Origin of the sequence: Pseudogemmobacter sonorensis (genome assembly GCF_042762395.1) — a bacterium.
In the GTDB taxonomy this organism is placed as follows: Bacteria; Pseudomonadota; Alphaproteobacteria; order Rhodobacterales; family Rhodobacteraceae; genus Pseudogemmobacter; species Pseudogemmobacter sonorensis.
In genome coordinates this window covers 51,352-69,353 of sequence record NZ_JBEFZE010000011.1, presented here as the reverse complement: position 1 = coordinate 69,353, position 18,002 = coordinate 51,352, and the positions used below count along the sequence as shown (strand labels likewise).

Genomic DNA, 18,002 nt, shown 5'->3' with positions numbered 1-18,002 from the left:
GGCGCCTCAAGAATTGTCGCTTTCGGAGCCGACGCTTCCCGGATCGGGGCGTGCGGCACAAAAGCCGCCGGGGCCCGCGCATTCGGGGCCCCGGGGATGTTGCTTGCTGTGCAGGCGTCAGGGAGCGGGCGCCGGGATCGGCACGGCTGTCGCCGCGCCACCCGTCACCACGCCGCCCTCGCCGCGCAGATAAGTGAAGAACTCGTTGTCGGGCTGCATCACGATCGAGGAATTTCCGGTCACCAGCGCGCTCTCATAGGCCGTGAGCGAGCGGATGAAGGCGAAGAATTCCGGGTCCGAGCCATAGGCCTCGGCCAGGATTCGGTTCCTCTCGGCATCTGCCTCGCCCCGGATCACCTCGGCTTCGCGCCGCGCGCGCGAGGTCTCCTCGACCACGGTGCGGTCGGCGGTGGCGCGGACGCGCTGCGCGGCCTCGCCACCGCGCGCGACCTCATCGGCGGCCTCGCGCTCGCGCTCGGCGCGCATCCGGGCGAAGGTCGCGGCAAGGTTCTGCTCGGGCAGGTCGGTGCGGGTCAGCCGCACGTCGATCACGGTGACGCCGAGCGCCGCCGCCTCGCGCCGGGCGATGGCGAGGATCTCGTTCATCAGCGCGGTGCGGTCCTGGCTGAGCACGCGGTCCTGGGTGGTGGTGCCCAGAACCTCGGGGATCGCGGTCTGGAGGATGTTGTTCAGCAGCACCTGGGCGCGGGCCTCGCCGCCCCCGGCCACCGCGCGGCGGAAGGCGCCCAGGTCGGTGATGCGCCAGCGCGCGAAGGCGTCGACCACCAGGCGGCGGTCGGACAGCAGCGTCACCTCGATCGGCGCGGTCTGAAGGCCGAGGATGCGGTCCTCGTAATAGACCACCTCCTGGATGAAGGGCAGCTTGAAGCCCAGGCCCGCATCCTCCTTGATCTGGGTGACCTCGCCGAATTGCAGGACCAGCGCCTTCTTGCGCTCGTCCACGATGAAGACCGAGGACAGCGCGGTGACCACAAGGGCGACCAGCACCGGAATGACATAGATCGCGCGCATCAGTTGCTCCCCCCCGTCGCGGTTGCGGCCGCGGCGCCCTGGACGGCGCTGCCGCCCGAGCCCGAACCCGAACCTGGGCCGACCAGCCCGTCCAGCGGCAGGATCGGCAGGACGCCCTGTCCCGCGCCCTCTCCGCCCACCCCGTCGAGGATGACCATGTTCATGCCGCCATAGACCCGTTCCATCGTCTCGAGGTAAAGGCGGCGGCGGGTCACTTCGGGCGCCTTGACGTATTCCTCATAGACCGAGAGGAAGCGCGAGGCCTCGCCCTCGGCCGAGTTCACGGCCTGGGCGCGATAGGCTTCCGCCTCTTCGGTCAGCCGCGCCGCCTCGCCGCGCGCGCCCGCGGTCACGCGGTTGGCGTAGCCGTCGGCCTCGTTTTCCAGCCGCGAGCGTTCCGCCTGCGCCGATTGCACGGCACGGAAGGCCTCGGCCACATCGGCCGGGGGCTGGGCGCGGGCCAGGTTCAGACGGATGACCTGGATCCCGGCGTTGTAGGTGTCGAGCGTGGCCTGGATCGCCACCCGCAGGTCCGAGGCGATGGCGCCCCGGTCCCGGTTGAGGATCGGCGAAAGCTCCGAACGCGCGATGATGTCGCGCATCGCCGATTCGGCCACGGCGCGGATGGTCTCCTCGGGATCGGCGAGGCTGAAGAGATAGCGCTCGGGATCCGAGATGTTCCACACCACCTGGAAGCCGATGTCGACGACATTCTGGTCGCGCGTCAGCATCAGCGCGCCGGTGCTGCCGTCGGCGGCGCCGATATCGGTGGTCCGCTCGCCGGTGACCTGGACCTTCTCATAGGTCACCACCGGCCAGGGCGCGAAATTCAGGCCCGGCTCGCCGATGCCCGAGGCCTCGCCAAGGAACAGCTCCACCGAACGCTCTTCCGGGCGCACGGTGTAGAAGGACATGAAGGCCCAGGCCGCGACCGCGGCCAGCGCGCCGATGGCAAGGCCCTGCCGGGTGAAGATCGGCCCGGTGCCGGTCGGTCCGCTGCGCGGCCCGCCGCCCTGGCCATTGCCCTGGCCGCCGCGCCCGCGCCCGCCCATCAATACGCGAAGCTGCTCCTGCCCCTTGCGCATGATCTCGTCGATCTCGGGGATCTGGCCACTCTCGCCCGGACGGCGCGAACCGCCGCCCTGGCCGTTGCCGCCGCCCTGAGTGCCGCGTCCGCCGTTGCGCCCGCCATCACGGTCGTCGTCGCCGCCTCCGCCCCCCCAGGGGCCTCCGCTACCCGCCATTGAACCTTCCTTGTGTTTCTTCCCTGCCTGAATTGTGCATCAGGCCGATAAAATCAAGGCACAGCTTGGAGACGATCCGCCAGGCCGACCTCGCGCCCCCGCCCCGGGCCCATGCCCGTCGCCCGCCTCCGGCACCGCTCACCATCCCGGGTCCGCACGCGCGCCATGTGCCCGCCTCCCGCTCCCTGCCCCACAAACGCCCCCTCCGGCCTTCCCCATTCTTCTTTGCAGAAATATCCCGGGGGTGAGGCGCCAAAGGCGCCGAGGGGGCAGCGCCCCCTTGCCTGTCCCGGCCATACCCCGCCCCGCCACCGGCTCAGTCGCGACGCACCGGGCTGCGCATCGTCACCAGTTCTTCCGCCATGGTGGGATGGACCGCGCAGGTGCGGTCGAAATCCTCTTTCGTCGCGCCCATCTTGATCGCGATGGCGGCAAGCTGGATCATCTCGCCCGCCTCGGGTGCGACGATATGACAGCCCAGGACCCGGCGGGTGGCCTGGGACACCAGAAGCTTCATCATCACCCGCGCTTCCGATCCCGCGAAGGCCGAGCGCATCGGCCGGAACGCCGTGGCATAGACCTCGATCGGCTCCTGCGCGCGGGCCTCCTCCTCGGTCAGCCCGACGCTGCCCAGTTCGGGCCGGGTGAAGACCGCCGAGGCGATCAGATCGTGATCGACCGCGGTGGGGATGCCCTCGAAGACGGTGCGCGAGAACGCCATCCCCTCGCGGATCGCGACCGGGGTCAGGTTCACCCGGTCGGTCACGTCGCCGATGGCATGGATCGAGGGGACCGAGCTCTGGCTGTAGGCATCGACCAGGATCTCGCCGCGCCGCCCCAGCCTCACGCCCAGATCCTCCAGACCCAGCCCCTCGGTGTTCGGCCGCCGCCCGGTGGCGAAGAGCACCGCATCGGTGTCAAGGATCGTGCCGGTCCGGGTCCTGACCGCGAGCGGCTCGCCGGGGGGCAGCGCCCGCGCGGCGGGAACCGGCTCCGAGGCGGGCAGGTCGGCGCGCTCAAGCTGCGCGCGGGGGCCGATCGCGGCGATCGAGGCGTCCAGTTGCAGATCCACCCCGGTTTCGCGGATCGATTCGGCGATCAGCGCGCGGGCCTCGTCGTCGAAGCCGCGCAGGATCTGGGTGCCGCGATGGAACTGGGTGACCTTCACCCCCAGCCCCGCGAAGATCGAGGCCATCTCGCAGGCGATGAAGCCGCCGCCCTGGATCGCCAGCGTTCCGGGCAGGCGCTCCATCCCGAAGACATCGTCCGAGACCATGCCCGCCTCCGCTCCGGGGATCTCGGGCCGGTCGGGCCGGCCGCCGGTGGCGATCAGGATATGGCGGGCGGCGATGCGGGTGCCGTCCGCCAGCTCGACCTGGTGCGGGTCGACGAGCCGGGCGCGCTGGTCGTGGACGGCGATCCCGGACCCGGCCAGAAGCCCGCGATAGACGCCTTCGAGCCGGTCGAGCTCGGCGTGAAGGCGGGTGCGGAAGGCGGTCCAGTCGAAATGGCCCTCGGCGATGTCCCAGCCATAGGCGCGGGCCTCGGCGGGCAGGTCCCGAAAGCCCGAGGCATAGACCATCAGCTTTTTCGGCACGCAGCCCCGGATGACGCAGGTGCCGCCCATGCGGCTTTCCTCGGCCAGCGCGACCTTCGCGCCGGTGGCTGCCGCCATCCGCGCCGCCCGGACCCCGCCCGAGCCGCCGCCGATCACGAAAAGATCGCAGTCGAATGCCATGTTTCGTCCCCCAGTCAGGTTCCCGGTCGGGTCCCGTCAGATCCAGCGCCGACCACGGTCCGGGCCGCAAGCGCCACCTTGCCGGGGTCGCGGTGCCTGCGCGCCGGGCCCGACCCGCGCCATGCCTTGCATCCCGCGCGCGATTCTTTGCGCCCGACCCCTCGCGCTTCGGGGCCATTCGCTTCCGGTCCCGGCCCCGCCCGCAGCTATCCCACAGCGCGTTCCGAAAGGCCAGTGCCCGCGGCCCTCCCGCCGCCGCCGCTCGTCGTGGCCCCCGCGGTTCCGGTTGCGGCCCTCGGTTGCAGCCCTCAGTCGCGGCCCATCCTTCGCGGCCTCTCGGCCGTGGCTTGCGTATTGTCGCCTGTTTGCCTCTGGCCGAGCATGAGCATGAGCATGAGCATGAGCATGAGCATGGCGGGTGGGGACGCCTCGGCCCGATCCTTCCCGAGCGCCGCCGTCCCGCCCGGTCCGGGTGCAGTCATGGGGCTTGTGGCGGAGTTGTCCTGCGATGGCGCGAATGGCGCATGAACAAGGCCGAGGGGGCCCCTGCGCGCCCTCGCGGGCCGCGCTGTCCGGCTTGTCGCGGAAAGGCAGGTGGGACCGGGAGGTGACCGGGGGAATGGGCGCGCGGCGCGAGAGCCGCAGGAGCGCTGAGGAATGCGCCGGGGTGGCGCCATCCGGGGCACGGCCGGGGCGCGGCAGCTCTGGGGAGACGCTGGTGGACGCGCTGGTCCGGGGCCGTGTTACCCCGGAGGAGGGGCTTGGGGAAAACATGCTCTCGGAATTGATCGTCCGGGAAAGCGGTGGCCTCGGGGCGGCGACTGTCGGAAGGGTGATGGCCGGGGAACTGGCCCGGGGACTGGCCCCGGGAAATGAAGCTTTTGGCAATCGAAGGCCCGGGGAAGCGGCTCGGGAGACCGACCCGGGCGGCTGGCCCGGAGGACCCGCCCCCCCGGGAGGTCGGCCTGAAACTGGCCCCGGGCGCCTGCCGCGGGCGGAGAAAGCTCAGTCCAGATCGGCGAAGATATTGTCGGTGGGGGCGAATTCCACCCGGTCCTCGTCGGTGGTGCCCGCGTTGATGTCTCGGACCGAGACCCGCCCGTCGGCCTCGCCGATCACCACGATGTCGCAGATGTCGATGAACAGCCCGTTCTCCACCACGCCGGGGATCTGGTTCAAGACCAGCGCGAGTTGGCGCGGATTGCCGATCCGCTCCAGATGCAGGTCGAGGATGTAATTGGCCTCGTCCGTCATCAGCGGACGCTCGCCGTTCATGCGCAGCGCGGTGTCGCGGCCCAGCACATCCATCGAGACCAGCGTCTCCTCGACCAGAGCCTTGGTGGTCTGCCAGCCGAAGGGGATGACCTCGACCGGCAGCGGAAAGGCGCCGAGGCGGGCGACCTCTTTCGCGGCATCGGCGATCACGATCATGCGGTCCGAGGCGGTGGCGACGATCTTTTCTTGCAGGAGCGCCGCCCCCCCGCCCTTGATCAGGTTCAGGTCGCGGTCGAATTCGTCGGCGCCGTCGATGGTCAGGTCGAGCCATTTGACCTCGTCGAGCGTATGGACCGCGATCCCCAGCGAGGCGGCGAGTTCGGCGGTGCGGCGCGAGGTCGGCACGCCCCTGACGCGCAGGCCTTCGTTGCGGACCCGCTCGGCCAGGCAGCGCACCATCCAGGCGGCGGTCGATCCGGTGCCGAGGCCGAGCTTCATCCCGTCCTCGACATAATCCACCGCGCGTTTCGCGGCGACGAATTTGGCCTTGTCGATCGGGTTGAGGTCGGCGGGCATGGCGGTGATCCTCGCTGGGAACGGAACGGCGGATGCGGGCGCAGTATCGCAATCGCGGGCCGAGGGCAAAAGGCTTTTGTCGGGCGGGGTGGGGGGCGGAGGCGGCGGGAGGGGGCGCTGCCCCCTCGGCGCCTTTGGCGCCTCACCCCGGGATATTTTTGCAAAGAAGAAGAGGGATGGGGTGGTTTGGCGGGGGGGGGGCCGGGCGGGGGCCCCGGGAGGTTTGCGGAGGAGCGTTTGGCGGGCGGCGTTCACGTCGCTTTGATGGCGCGCGACAGGGTTTGCATTGTGCGCCGCCTTGCCGCACTGTTCATCTTGATACCGATCCGGCGCGGGCCCGGCTGTGCGGTTTCCGGCCGGTTGGGGCCGGTTCCGGGCGGCGGGCGCCGCGGTTCGGTGCATCGGCCGATGTCATGAGGAGATCCCGTTTTGGCTCTTGTCCTTCCGTTTCGTCCTTCGTCGCGGCCTGGCCGCGCCGCCGCTCTGGCGCTTGCGCTTGGCGCGGGGCTTGCGCTTTCCGCGCCCATGCCGGTGCTGGCCTTCGCCCCGCCCGAGAGTTTCGCCGATCTAGCCGAGCGCATCAGCCCCTCGGTCGTCAACATCACCACCTCGGCCCTGGTCGCCGGGCCGTCGCGGGGCGGGCCCATCGTGCCAGAGGGCAGCCCCTTCGAGGATTTCTTCAATGATTTCGGGGATCGCGGCCAGGGCGGCCAGCAAAGGTCCGAGGCGCTCGGCTCGGGCTTCGTGATCTCGGAGGACGGCTATATCGTCACCAACAACCATGTGATCGAGGGCGCCGACGAGATCACCATCGAATTCTTCTCGGGCGAGAAGCTGACGGCGGTGCTGGTCGGCACCGATCCCAAGACCGATATCGCGCTTTTGAAGGTCGAGGCCGGAAAGCCGCTGCCCTTCGTGGCCTTCGGCGATTCCGACACCGCGCGGGTGGGCGACTGGGTCGTGGCCATGGGCAATCCGCTGGGGCAGGGGTTCTCGGTCTCGGCCGGGATCGTCTCGGCCCGGAACCGCGAGCTTACGGGCACCTACGACGATTATCTTCAGACCGATGCCGCGATCAACCGCGGGAATTCCGGCGGGCCGCTGTTCAATATGGCGGGCGAGGTGATCGGGGTGAACACCGCGATCCTGTCGCCCACCGGCGGCTCGATCGGGATCGGCTTCTCGATGGCCTCGAACGTGGTGACCAAGGTCGTCGACCAGTTGAAGGAATATGGCGAGACCCGGCGCGGCTGGCTGGGGGTGCGGATCCAGGACGTGACCCCCGACATCGCCGAATCCATGGGGATGGAGGTGGCGGCGGGCGCGCTGGTGATCGACGTGCCCGAGGGGCCGGCCAGGGCCGCGGGGATCCGCTCGGGCGATGTGATCGTGACGCTGGACGGGACCGCCATCGGCAACGGCGGCGATCTGACGCGCAAGGTGGCCGAGGCGCCGGTGGGCGCGGTCGTGCCGGTGGTGATCCTGCGCGAGGGCGAATCGATGACGCTTCAGGTCACGCTGGGGCGGCGCGAGGACGAGGAGGCCAAGGCCTTTCCGGTGTCGCAGCCCGGCGGCGGCGGCGCGGTGGAGCCGCGCGAGCTGGAGATCCTGGGCCTGACGCTGCAGGCGCTGGATTCCGAGTTGCGCGGGCGGCTGGGGCTGGCGGCGGATGCGACGGGGCTTCTGGTCACCAGGGTGGACCAGAGTTCGGACGCCTGGACCAAGGGGCTGCGCGAGGGCGATCTGATCGTCGAGGCGGGCCAGCAGGGGGTGACGCGGCTTTCGGACCTGCGCGACCGGGTGGAAGAGGCCAAGGCCGCCGGGCGCAGGTCGATCCTGCTTCTGATCCGCCGCGACGGCGATCCGCGCTTCCTGGCGCTGGCGGTGAACTGAGGCGGCGCAGCCGCCGGTCTTGCGGAGAACCGCGATCCTCTGGGGGTGCTCTTGGGGCCGTTTAGCTGCCTGTGCGCCTTCGGACTGCCCTGAAACCGGGCGATCGGCCTTGCCGGTCGCCCTTTCTGATGCCGGGGCGCGGCGCGGCTTTGGCGGCGGTTCCTTTTTTGCCCGGAGAACGGGCGGGCCCTCTTTTGTCCGGAGACCGGACGCGGCATTCTGGAACCTGCGCCGCAGGAGAGAGAATGACCCACGACCGCAGCCCAGATCCGAAGGCGTCGGGCCAGCAGAACTCGGCCCCGCAGAACCTGGATCCGCAGAACCTGGCCTCGCCACATCCAGATTTGCCGCTCCATCGTTCGTCGGATCCGGAGCCGTCGAAGTCTGGCGGGCCGAGATTGGATCCGCCGGGTTCTGCCGCGCCCGGCCCTGATCTGGCGAACCCGGCCGCGCCGGGGGCGCGTCAGGAAAGGCCGGATCCCGGGGCGACCCTTGCCCGGGGCGGCGCGGTCCAGCCCGCAAGCCTTGCCGCGGAGGAGGCGCCGCGCCCGCCCGGGCATGAGCCGGTGATCCGCACCATCGCCATGCCATCGGACACCAACCCCTCGGGGGATATCTTCGGCGGCTGGTTGATGGCGCAGATGGATCTGGCGGCGGGCAATCTTGCCGCGCGGCTGGCGCGGGGGCGCGCCGCGACAATCGCGGTCGAGGGGATGACCTTCCTCAAGCCGGTCAAGGTGGGGGATGAGGTCTCGCTTTACGCCGAACTGGAATCGCATGGCCGCAGCTCGATGCGCATCCATGTCGAGGCCTGGCGGCGCGACCGCTACGGCACCGCCTCGATCAAGGTGACGGATGCCAGATTCACCTTCGTCGCGCTGGACGAGGCGGGTCGGCCGCGCGTGGTGGCCTTCGGGAGCCAGGGCTGAGAGGGCAGGGCTGGGCGCAGAACTGAGGGGTTGGGGCCGAGGGTCCAGAATTGGGCGGCCAGAATTGGGCGGCCAGAAGGGCGGGCAGGGCCGAAGGGCCAGAACCGGGCCCGAAACCGGAGGAAAGCCCGCAATCCGCGAACGCGGCGGCGGTTTCGTTCCCGGGCTGCCCGTCCTGCCGCTGGGGGGCAGGCTTTCGCTGCATGGAAAAACTGTCCCGAGGCGCCTGCCGCCCGGCCGGGCCTCTCCAATGCCACCCGGTGGCCGGGGCTGGTCAGCTGACCAGCCGCCCGACCATCGCCCCCAGCACGCGGTGAAAGCGGATGCTGGCGATCGGCGTGCCATATGCGCCCGAGAACAACCGGCGGATCATCGCCGGGCGGGCGGTTTCGGGCGCGGTGAAGCGCAGAACCCAGCTTGCGCGGCTCTTTTCCATCACCATCGCGGCCAGCGGCGCCATGCCCGAGAGTTCGATCTCCAGCGCGGCGCCGACGGGCAGGTCGGTCTCGCCCCGGATGCGCGCGCCGCCCAGCGACAGGTCGATCAGCCGCACCTCGCGCATGCGATCCGCCTGCAGCGTCCGGGCGGTCTCGGCGGTGGGGAAACGCTCGTCGCGGTGGCGTGGCAGCTCGATACAGGCCATGGCGACCACGGCCAGCACGAAGATGTTGTAATAGCTCCAGAACAGCGAGACCCAGAAGGCGTCGTGGTAAAGATAGGGCAGCCAGGGGTCGAGATGGGCGTAGATCACCCCCAGCACCGTGGGCACGCCCAGAAGCGACAGCCGCCCGATCACCCCCCATTGCACCACGACCCTGCTGCGGTCGCCGCCCTTGGCGGTGACGACGAATTTATGGCCCCGGGGGCGCAGCAGCCCGGCGGCGCAGGCGCGGATCACCTCGGGCGCGGCGATAAGCTGGTTGGCGTCGGTCATCAGCGGCAGGATCCGCCCGCGCGACAGCCAGGCCAGCAGGATCACCTGGCAGGTCACCGCGGGCCCCAGATGCGACAGCAGTTCCGGCAGGCTGGTATGGACCACGGCGACCCCGGTGAACCAGAAGGCCACCGGCACCAGAAAGCACATGATGCGGAAGGGGAAGGTCGCGATCCAGTAAAGCGCGGAATCGATCTGGCTCAGCCGGTCGACCGCGCGCAGCCCGCTGCGGCCGAAGGGCCCCCATTTGCTGCGCAGGATCTGCATCAGCCCCAGGCACCAGCGCGCGCGCTGGCTGATGTATTCGCCCATCCCCTCGGGCGCGAGGCCCTGGCTGAGCCTTTCGTTCAGATAGACCGTCTTCCAGCCCGCCGCCTGGGATTTCAGCGACAGAAGCATGTCCTCGGTCACGCTTTCGGTGGGAAAGCCGCCGATGGCGCGCAGGGCCTCGCGCCGCACGAGCGAGGAGGTGCCGCAGGAAAAGGCGGTGCCCCAGGCGTCCTTGGCGGGCAGGATGGTGTCGAAGAAGAACCGTTGCTCGTCGGGATAGATCTTGGCGGCGCGGAAGGCGTGCTGGAACGGGTCCGAGTTGAAGAAATGCTGCGGCGTCTGCACCACGCCCACCTTGGGATCGTGCATCAGCGCGATCGCCCGGCTGACGAAATGCGGCATGGCGATGAAATCGGCGTCCAGGATGGCGAGGATCTCGGGCCGCTCGCCCCCCGATTCGCCCCCGGCCTCGATCGAGGCGAGGCCCGCGTTCATGTTCCCGGCCTTGGCATGGGCATTGTCGGCGCGGCGGTGGTAGCCCACCCCCAGTTCGGCGCAATAGTCGCGCAGCCAGTCACGCCGCCCGTCGTCCAGCACATGGACCGAGAAATTGGCGTAATCCTGCGCCTTCGCGCCCAGGATCGAGCGTTCGAGGATGTCGCGTTCCTCGTTGTAGGTCGGCAGCAGAACGGCCACGCGCGGGGATTGGCCGCCCTGCGCGTGCCAGTCGGCGTTGGCATCGGCCTCGGCGCCGCGGTCGCGGTGGCGCGACAGGAAGAACAGCACCGTCAGCCCGCTGATCCCGGCGGCAAGCTCGGTCGCGAGGAAGCCCCAGGCCCAGAGGGTCGAGGCGTCGAAGGCGAAGGGCGGCAGGGTCTGGGTGATGCGCCAGGCCATATAGCGCAGCACCAGCCCGGCGCAGAACAGCGCCGCGATCGCGCGCACCACCGGGTTTTCGCGCCGCACGAAGGGCAGCACGGCCAGGGCAAGCCCGATGATCATCAGAACGGGGCCGATTCCAGCGGGCATGGGGGTTCCTTGTCGGGAGGGGGCGTCGGGAAAGGGAGAGGAGCGGGAGAAGGTTGGAAGAAGGCGGGTAAGAGCAGGGCAAGCCGGGGGCCCGCCCTCTTCCATCCGGTCAGGGCCGCAGCGGCGCGCCCGGGGCCAGTTCGCTGGCCGCGATCTGGGTGGTGCCCATCCCGATCATCGCCAGGAACCCGTCGAAGACCGAGCCGCGGGGGGACGAGGGCGCGGGCGGCGCCTGGTCTTCCCAAAGCGCGATCCGGCCAAGCGCGCCGATGGCGCAGGATTCGGCCAGCGCGGGCGCGGGATCGAGCACCGCGACCACCTGATAGACCGCCTCGGGCCCGCGCGGCGCGGCGATCGCCAGCCGCTGGTCGTGGCTGCCGTCCGCGAGCCGGATCACCGTGCCCGCGAAGGTCTGCGCGCTTCCGGTGGGGGTAAAGCCGATGCGCGCGCCCTGGGTGATGCTGGCCGAGCCCCGGCGCGAGATGTCGGCGACCACGGTCATGCGGCTGCAATCGGCGATCTCGATCACCGTCTCGCCGGTCGAGACCGGCATGCCCTCGGGCAGGGGGGTCGACCAGACCCGGCCCTGCACCGGCGAGGCGATGGCGATGGCGCCGTCATGGGGCTGCGCGCCGAACGAGACCTGCATCGGCCCGCCTTCCGGCAGGTCCGCGACCAGGCCCCCGACCAGACCCTCGACCAATGCTGCGGGAAGGCCCTCGGATTTCAGCGTCATCTGGGCGGTCAGATCGGCGATGCGCAGCATCACCTCGTCATGGCGCTGCATGGAATAGGAGACGTCGTTGTAGGCGTCGCCCAGGAAGGTCGAGGTCAGCGCATGTTCAAGCGCATGGCGCTTCTGCGCAAGCTGGCTTTCGGCGATGGCCAGTTCGCGCTCGGCCAGGGTCAGGTCCAGAAGCGCGCTTTCTAGCTCGTTCTCCGAGACGGCGCCGCTGCCGCGCAGGCGGGTGACCCGCTCGGCGGTGCGGCGCGCGGTCTCCAGTTGCGCCTCGCGCAGCGAGAGGCGGCTTTCCAGCTCGGCGATGGCAAGGGCGAGTTGCTCGGACTGCGCGGTGCGATAGGTCTCGGCCTGGGCGGCCAGCCGCGTCGCGATGGCCTGCAATTCGTCGATCTGGCGGTGCAGCGCCTTGACCTCGGCCAGGCGGCGGGCGCTTTCGGTGCCAAGGCCGACCAGCGCCTGCTGGGCCATGCCGCCGATGCGCGGGAAGGCCGAGATGGTGAAGATCCGCTCGCCCTGCGAAACGCGGTGGCCCGGCGCGGGCAGGTCGGTGAGCGCGCCCTCGCCCGGCGCCATCAAGGACACCAGCGGCGCGTTCAGCACCGCCTCGGCGCTGTAGGGTTGCAGATGCTGGGCGCCCATGGTCCAGCCCGCGACGCCAAGCGCCCCGAGGCCGAGCGAAAACTTGGCGCCGCGCCTGAGAAGAAATCCGAGCTTGCCTGCCATGATGGCGCGTCCTGTCCTGAGGGGTCCGGGGACCTGTCCCTGGTGATGTCCTTGCCCGGCGGGAGACGGGCGAAAACCGTTGAAATGACGGGGTTGGAGCCCCAGATCCATAAAATCCCGGTAAAATGCGGCTAAATTGCCATTCAAATCGTGGCATTCCACGGGCGAAAATATGGTATGAATGGGGCGACAATCCCGGTCGGATGGCTGGGATTGTCGCCGATCCGGCAACCTGGCGGAGCCTGGATCCATGACGTTGGCGGGGCGGATGGGAGGCCCCGGTGGCGGCCTTCGGGCCCGTCCTCTGCAACTGGCTATAGGTCCGGTCCGGTTCTGGCCCTAAGCGCGCCGGGCGATTGCCGCGATAATCGCGCCTTCGAAGACCGGCAGGGAAAGGCGGGAACAAGCCATGGAAGGCATTCAGGGCATGAACGACATGCAGCATGTGGTCGAGGCCGACCGCGCCCATGTCTGGCACCATCTGGTGCAGCACAAGGCATTCGAGACCACCGACCCCCGCATCATGGTCGAGGGCAAGGGCCTGCGGGTCTGGGACGCCAGGGGGCGCGAATATCTCGACGCGGTCTCGGGCGGGGTCTGGACCGTCAATGTCGGCTACGGGCGGGAGAGCATCGCTCGCGCGGTCTATGACCAGATCCTGAAGATGAACTATTTCGCCGGGGCCTCGGGCTCGGTCCCCGCCGCGCTGTTCGCCGAGAAGCTGATCGCCAGGATGCCGGGGATGAGCCGGGTCTATTACTCGAACTCGGGCTCCGAGGCGAACGAGAAGGTCTACAAGATGGTGCGCCAGATCTCGCACCGGCATCACGGCGGGCGCAAGGGCAAGATCCTTTACCGCGACCGCGACTATCACGGCACCACGCTCGGCACGCTGGCCACCTCGGGCCAGGACGAACGCGCGCTGCAATACGGCCCGCTGCCGGGCGGTTTCGTGCGGGTGCCGCATTGCCTTGAATACCGCAGGCAATGGGATGTGGAGAATTACGGCGAACGGGCGGCGGATGCCATCGAGGAGGTGATCCTGCGCGAAGGCCCCGACAGCGTGGGCGCCATCGTGCTGGAGCCGATCACCGCGGGCGGCGGCGTCATCACCCCGCCCGAGGGCTATTGGCCGCGCGTGCAGGAGATCTGCCGCAAATACGACATCTTGCTGCATATCGACGAGGTGGTCTGCGGCATGGGCCGGACCGGCACCTGGTTCGGCTATCAGCATTACGGCATCCAGCCCGATTTCGTGACCATGGCCAAGGGCGTGGCCTCGGGCTATGCGGCGATCTCCTGCACCGTCACCACCGAGGCGGTGTTCGACATGTTCAAGGACGACGCCTCGGACCCGATGGGCTATTTCCGCGACATCTCGACCTTCGGCGGCTGCACCTCGGGGCCCGCGGCGGCGCTGGAGAACATGCGCATCATCGAAGAGGAGGGGCTGGTCGAGAACACCGCCCGGATGGGCGCGCGCTGCCTTGCGAACCTTGGCGCGCTGATGGAAAAGCATCGCGTGATCGGCGACGTGCGGGGCAAGGGGCTGTTCCTGGGCGCCGAACTGGTGGCCGACCGCACCACCAAAGAGCCCGCCGCCGAAAGCCGGGTCCAGGCGGTGGTGGCCGATGTGATGGGGCAGGGCGTCATCATCGGGGCGACCAACCGCTCGGTCCCGGGGTTCAACAACACGCTTTGCCTCTCGCCCGCGCTGATCGCGACCGAGGCCGATATCGACCGGATCACCGATGCCATCGACGGCGCGCTGACGCGGGTCTTCGGCTGAGCCACCGGGATTGTCGGGGGCCGTTTGGCGGCGGCGCGGCCTGCGTGGCGTGAATGCGCAGGCCGCCAGTGCCCAGGCTTCCGTATGCCCAGGCTTCCGTATGCGCGTCGTCCCCCGAAGGGGCTGGCCTGCGGCAAGGCCCAGGCCCCTCGTGATGCGTCCTCTCTGGAACAGGTTTCGGGAAATCCGGCCGGGTCTGGAAAAATAATCCACCTTGCCCCGGATTTCCCGGAACGGCAGACTGCGCGGCAGGGGAGAATGCGGCGCGACACCATCCGCCCGCCGCCGCCCCCTTGACCGGAGGAGAGGCAGGAGCAGGCGCGTGACAGCAAAGCCAGCGACGGCATATGCCGCGCAAGCGACGGATCCGGCCCTCAGGGCGGCAGGGCCGCAACTGGCCGGGGAAGAGGGAACCAGCGGGGGGAGGGTCGGCGGGCAGCCGACTGGCCGGGAAAAGCGCGGCCGGGAAAAGCGCGGTGGGCGGCCGACCGACGGAAAAATCCCCGGCGGGCCGCAGGCCGATGCGGAAAAGACCGATGCGGAAAAGGCCGTGGGGCCGCCGCTCGAAGGGCCGCCGACCGGCGAGGGCATTCGCAAGACCACATGCTACATGTGCGCCTGCCGCTGCGGCATCGACGTGCATCTGCGAGACGGTCGCGTCACCTATATCGAGGGCAACCGCGACCATCCGGTCAACCGGGGCGTGCTGTGCGCCAAGGGCGCCTCGGGGATCATGCAGGTCAATGCGCCCTCGCGGCTGCGCGCGCCGCTGCGCCGGGTCGGCCCGCGCGGCTCGGGCGCCTATGAGGAGATCTCATGGGACGAGGCGCTGGAGACCGCCGTTTCCTGGATGAAACCCCTGCGCGAGACCGCGCCGCAAAAGCTTGCCTTCTTCACCGGGCGCGACCAGTCGCAATCCCTGACCGGCTGGTGGGCCCAGGCCTTCGGCACCCCGAACTACGCCGCCCATGGCGGGTTCTGCAGCGTCAACATGGCGGCGGGCGGGATCTATACCATCGGCGGCGCCTTCTGGGAATTCGGCCAGCCCGATTGGGAGCGGACCGCGCTGTTCGTCATGTTCGGCGTGGCCGAGGACCATGACAGCAACCCGATCAAGATCGGGCTGGGGCGGCTGAAGGCGCGCGGCGTGCGGGTGATCTCGATCAATCCGGTGCGGACGGGCTATTCGGCGGTGGCCGACGACTGGTATGGGATCACGCCGGGGACCGACGGGCTTTTCATCCTGTCGCTGGTCCATTGCCTGCTGGAGGCGGGGCGGATCGACCTCGACTATCTGGCGCGGTTCACCAACGCGCCCTTCCTGGTCGAGGCGGCCGAGGGCGAGGGCAAGGGCCTTTTCGTTAGGAATGCCGAAAGCCAGCCCTTCGTGATCGACCGCCGCAGCGGCGCGCCCGCGCCCTGGGACGGCAAGGTCGAGCCCGACCTGGGCGCGGTCTGGCAAGGCAACCGCACCGTCTTCCAGCATCTGGCCGAGGAATATCTGAAGCCCGATTACGCCCCCGAGGCGGTGGCCGGGCGCTGCGGTATCGCGCCCGCGCGCATCCGGGGGCTGGCGGCCGAACTGGCGCAGGCGGCTTTCGATCGCGCCTTCACGCTCGACCGGCCCTGGACCGATTTTCGCGGCAACCGCCATGCGGGGATGCAGGGGCGGCCGGTGTCCTTCCATGCCATGCGTGGCATTTCGGCCCATTCGAACGGCTTCCAGACCGCCCGCGCGCTGCATCTGCTGCAGATCCTCCTGGGTTCGGTCGAGGTGCCGGGGGGCTACCGGCTGAAGCCGCCCTATCCCAAGCCGGTCGAGGCCCATCCCACGCCGCATTTCCAGTCCGCCCCCGGCAAGCCCCTGACCGGCCCGCATCTGGGCTATGTGCGCGGGCCGCAGGATCTGGCGCTTGACGCCGATGACCGCCCCGCCCGCATCGACAAGGCCTTTTCATGGGAGGCGCCGCTCTCGGCCCATGGGCTGATGCATATGCTGATCCCCAATGCCCATGCGGGCGATCCCTACCGCATCGACACGCTGTTTCTCTACATGGCGAACATGGCGTGGAACTCGTCGATGAACACCGCGCGCGTGATGGAGATGCTGACCGAGCGGGGCGGGGACGGCGAATATCTGATCCCGCGCATCATCTATTCCGATGCCTATGCCTCGGAAATGGTGGCCTATGCCGATCTGATCCTGCCCGACACCACCTATCTTGAGCGGCACGATTGCATCAGCCTGCTCGACCGTCCGATCTCCGAGCCCGGGGCGGCGGGGGATTCGATCCGCTGGCCGGTGCTGGAACCGGATCGCGACGTGCGCGGCTTCCAGTCGGTCCTGCTGGATCTGGGCGCCCGGCTGGGCCTGCCGGGCATGGTCGAGGCCGACGGCCGCCCGAAATTCCGCGATTACGCCGATTACATCCAGAGGCATGAGCGCAAGCCGGGCATCGGCCCGCTGATCGGCTTTCGCGGCGAGGATGGCGGGGCCGAGGGGCGGGGCGCCCCGAACCCCGACCAGATCGCGCGCTATATCGCCAACGGCGGGTTCTATCAGGCGCATATCCCCGAGGAGGCGCTGTTCTACAAACCCTGGAACGCCGCCTATCAGGATTGGGCGGTGGGGATCGGGCTTTACGACAGCCCGCAGCCCTATCTTTTCAACCTGTGGTCCGAGCCGCTGCGCCGTTTCCAGCTTGCGGCCGAGGGCCATGGCGCGCGCCAGCCGCCCGACCATCTGCGCGCGCGGCTGCACCGGGCGATGTCGCCGCTGCCGGTCTGGCATCCGCCCGAGGGCGAGGCGGCGGGGGCGGATTACCCGCTTCACGCGCTGACCCAGCGGCCGATGGCGATGTATCACTCCTGGGGCAGCCAGAACGCCTGGCTGCGCCAGATCTTCGGGCGGAACGTCCTTTACCTGCCGACCGCCGTCTGGCAGGCGCAGGGCTTTCAGGAGGGCGATTGGGCGCGGGTCGTCTCGCCCAATGGCGAGATCCGGGTGCCGGTCGCGCATATGGCGGCGCTGAACCCGCATACGGTCTGGACCTGGAACGCGATCGGCAAGCGGCGCGGCGCCTGGGGGCTCGATCCCGACGCGCCCGAGGGGACGGTGGGGTTCCTGCTCAACCACCTGATTTCCGAGGTGCAGCCGGGGCCGGGCCGGGTGCCGAACGCCGATCCGGTGACCGGCCAGGCGGCCTGGTTCGACCAGAAGGTGCGGGTGGAGCGGCTGGCCGCCCCGCCCGGGACCGAGACGGGCGGCCCCCCGCGCGCCGAACCCGCCTTCCCGGTGCTGCCCGACCCGCCCCGGACGGGCGCGGGGGCCGGTGGCGGATCCGGTGGCGTGTTGAGGGGCGTGCTCGGGGGTGTGCTTGGGGGCTGGGGCTGGGGCCGGATGGCGGGTGACCGGATGGCGGGCGGCGGAGTTTCCGGCAATGGCGGAACAAGGGGGGTAAAATGACCTGTCTTCCGGCATCGACCTCCGGGCGCAAGCTGGGTCTGGTGATCGACCTGGACACCTGCGTCGGCTGTCAGGCCTGCGTGACCGCCTGCAAGGGCTGGAACGACCGGGGCGCGCGCGGCCCCGAAGGTCATGGTGGCGGGCCGGGCGGCGGGCTTGGTGGCGGGGCGCTTGGTGGCGGGGGGCTTGGTGGCGGGGGGCTTGGCGATGCCGACCCCTATGGGCCCGCCCCGGTCGGTGCCTTTCTGAACCGGGTGCATTGCTATGAGGTGGAGCCTGAGGCGCCCCCTGCCGAGGCGCCCCCTGTCAGGGCACCCTCGGCCATGGCGCCGCCGCTTCTCGTGCCTTCGAACATGGCCCCGCCCCTGCAGACCCCGCCTCCGCAGGCCCTGCCCATTGAGGCCCTGCCCATGGAGGCCCAG

10 protein-coding genes and 1 pseudogene are annotated in these 18,002 nt (G+C 69.7%); 5 read left to right on the top strand and 6 right to left on the bottom strand.

The features are described from left to right. Nucleotides 1-117: 117 nt before the first annotated feature. The 4 genes from hflC to rpiA all read right to left on the bottom strand — a co-directional run bounded on the left by hflC (nt 118) and on the right by rpiA (nt 5,805). Entirely contained in the window at nt 118-1,032 is a 915-nt protein-coding gene (gene hflC, locus ABNX41_RS10510) for a protease modulator HflC (RefSeq protein WP_438669678.1), read from the bottom strand. After that, the gene (hflK, locus tag ABNX41_RS10505) at nt 1,032-2,276 is read right to left on the bottom strand and encodes an FtsH protease activity modulator HflK (protein ID WP_438669677.1); all 1,245 of its coding nucleotides are present in this window, start codon (nt 2,274-2,276) and stop codon (nt 1,032-1,034) included. The genes hflC and hflK overlap by 1 nt, the downstream gene beginning before the upstream one ends. A gap of 316 nt (nt 2,277-2,592) precedes the next feature. Continuing rightward, nucleotides 2,593-4,014, bottom strand: a complete 1,422-nt coding sequence (locus ABNX41_RS10500; RefSeq protein ID WP_438669676.1) for an FAD-dependent oxidoreductase — start codon at nt 4,012-4,014, stop codon at nt 2,593-2,595. 1,005 nt (nt 4,015-5,019) lie between these two features. Further along, a complete protein-coding gene (gene rpiA / locus ABNX41_RS10495; RefSeq protein ID WP_438669675.1) occupies nt 5,020-5,805 on the bottom strand; it encodes a ribose-5-phosphate isomerase RpiA in 786 nt (261 codons plus the stop codon). Between the two features lie 525 nt (nt 5,806-6,330). On the opposite strand from rpiA, the gene ABNX41_RS10490 reads away from it, so the two are divergent. Continuing rightward, complete coding sequence (locus ABNX41_RS10490; protein ID WP_438669736.1) at nt 6,331-7,698, top strand: Do family serine endopeptidase; 1,368 nt, start codon at nt 6,331-6,333, stop codon at nt 7,696-7,698. Between the two features lie 398 nt (nt 7,699-8,096). Beyond that, nucleotides 8,097-8,627, top strand: coding sequence for an acyl-CoA thioesterase (locus ABNX41_RS10485; RefSeq protein WP_438669674.1), 531 nt, complete (start codon nt 8,097-8,099; stop codon nt 8,625-8,627). 274 nt (nt 8,628-8,901) lie between these two features. On the opposite strand, the gene ABNX41_RS10480 is transcribed toward ABNX41_RS10485, so the two are convergent. Together ABNX41_RS10480 and ABNX41_RS10475 are read right to left on the bottom strand one after the other, a co-directional pair. Further along, nucleotides 8,902-10,860 carry a glycosyltransferase gene (locus ABNX41_RS10480; RefSeq protein ID WP_438669673.1) on the bottom strand — a complete coding sequence of 653 codons (1,959 nt, stop codon included), beginning with the start codon at nt 10,858-10,860 and terminating at the stop codon, nt 8,902-8,904. Between the two features lie 109 nt (nt 10,861-10,969). Beyond that, nucleotides 10,970-12,325, bottom strand: coding sequence for an HlyD family secretion protein (locus ABNX41_RS10475; protein WP_438669672.1), 1,356 nt, complete (start codon nt 12,323-12,325; stop codon nt 10,970-10,972). 409 nt (nt 12,326-12,734) lie between these two features. On the opposite strand from ABNX41_RS10475, the gene tpa reads away from it, so the two are divergent. The 3 genes and pseudogenes from tpa to ABNX41_RS10460 form a co-directional block, all read left to right on the top strand. Next, nucleotides 12,735-14,114, top strand: a complete 1,380-nt coding sequence (gene tpa, locus ABNX41_RS10470; protein ID WP_438669671.1) for a hypotaurine--pyruvate aminotransferase Tpa — start codon at nt 12,735-12,737, stop codon at nt 14,112-14,114. A 550-nt stretch (nt 14,115-14,664) separates the two neighbouring features. Continuing rightward, entirely contained in the window at nt 14,665-17,580 is a 2,916-nt protein-coding gene (locus ABNX41_RS10465) for a molybdopterin-dependent oxidoreductase (protein WP_438669735.1), read from the top strand. Continuing rightward, nucleotides 17,577-17,873, top strand: a pseudogene (locus ABNX41_RS10460) (4Fe-4S binding protein); the annotation flags it as partial. The gene ABNX41_RS10465 and the pseudogene ABNX41_RS10460, both read left to right, overlap by 4 nt. Nucleotides 17,874-18,002: the final 129 nt, after the last annotated feature.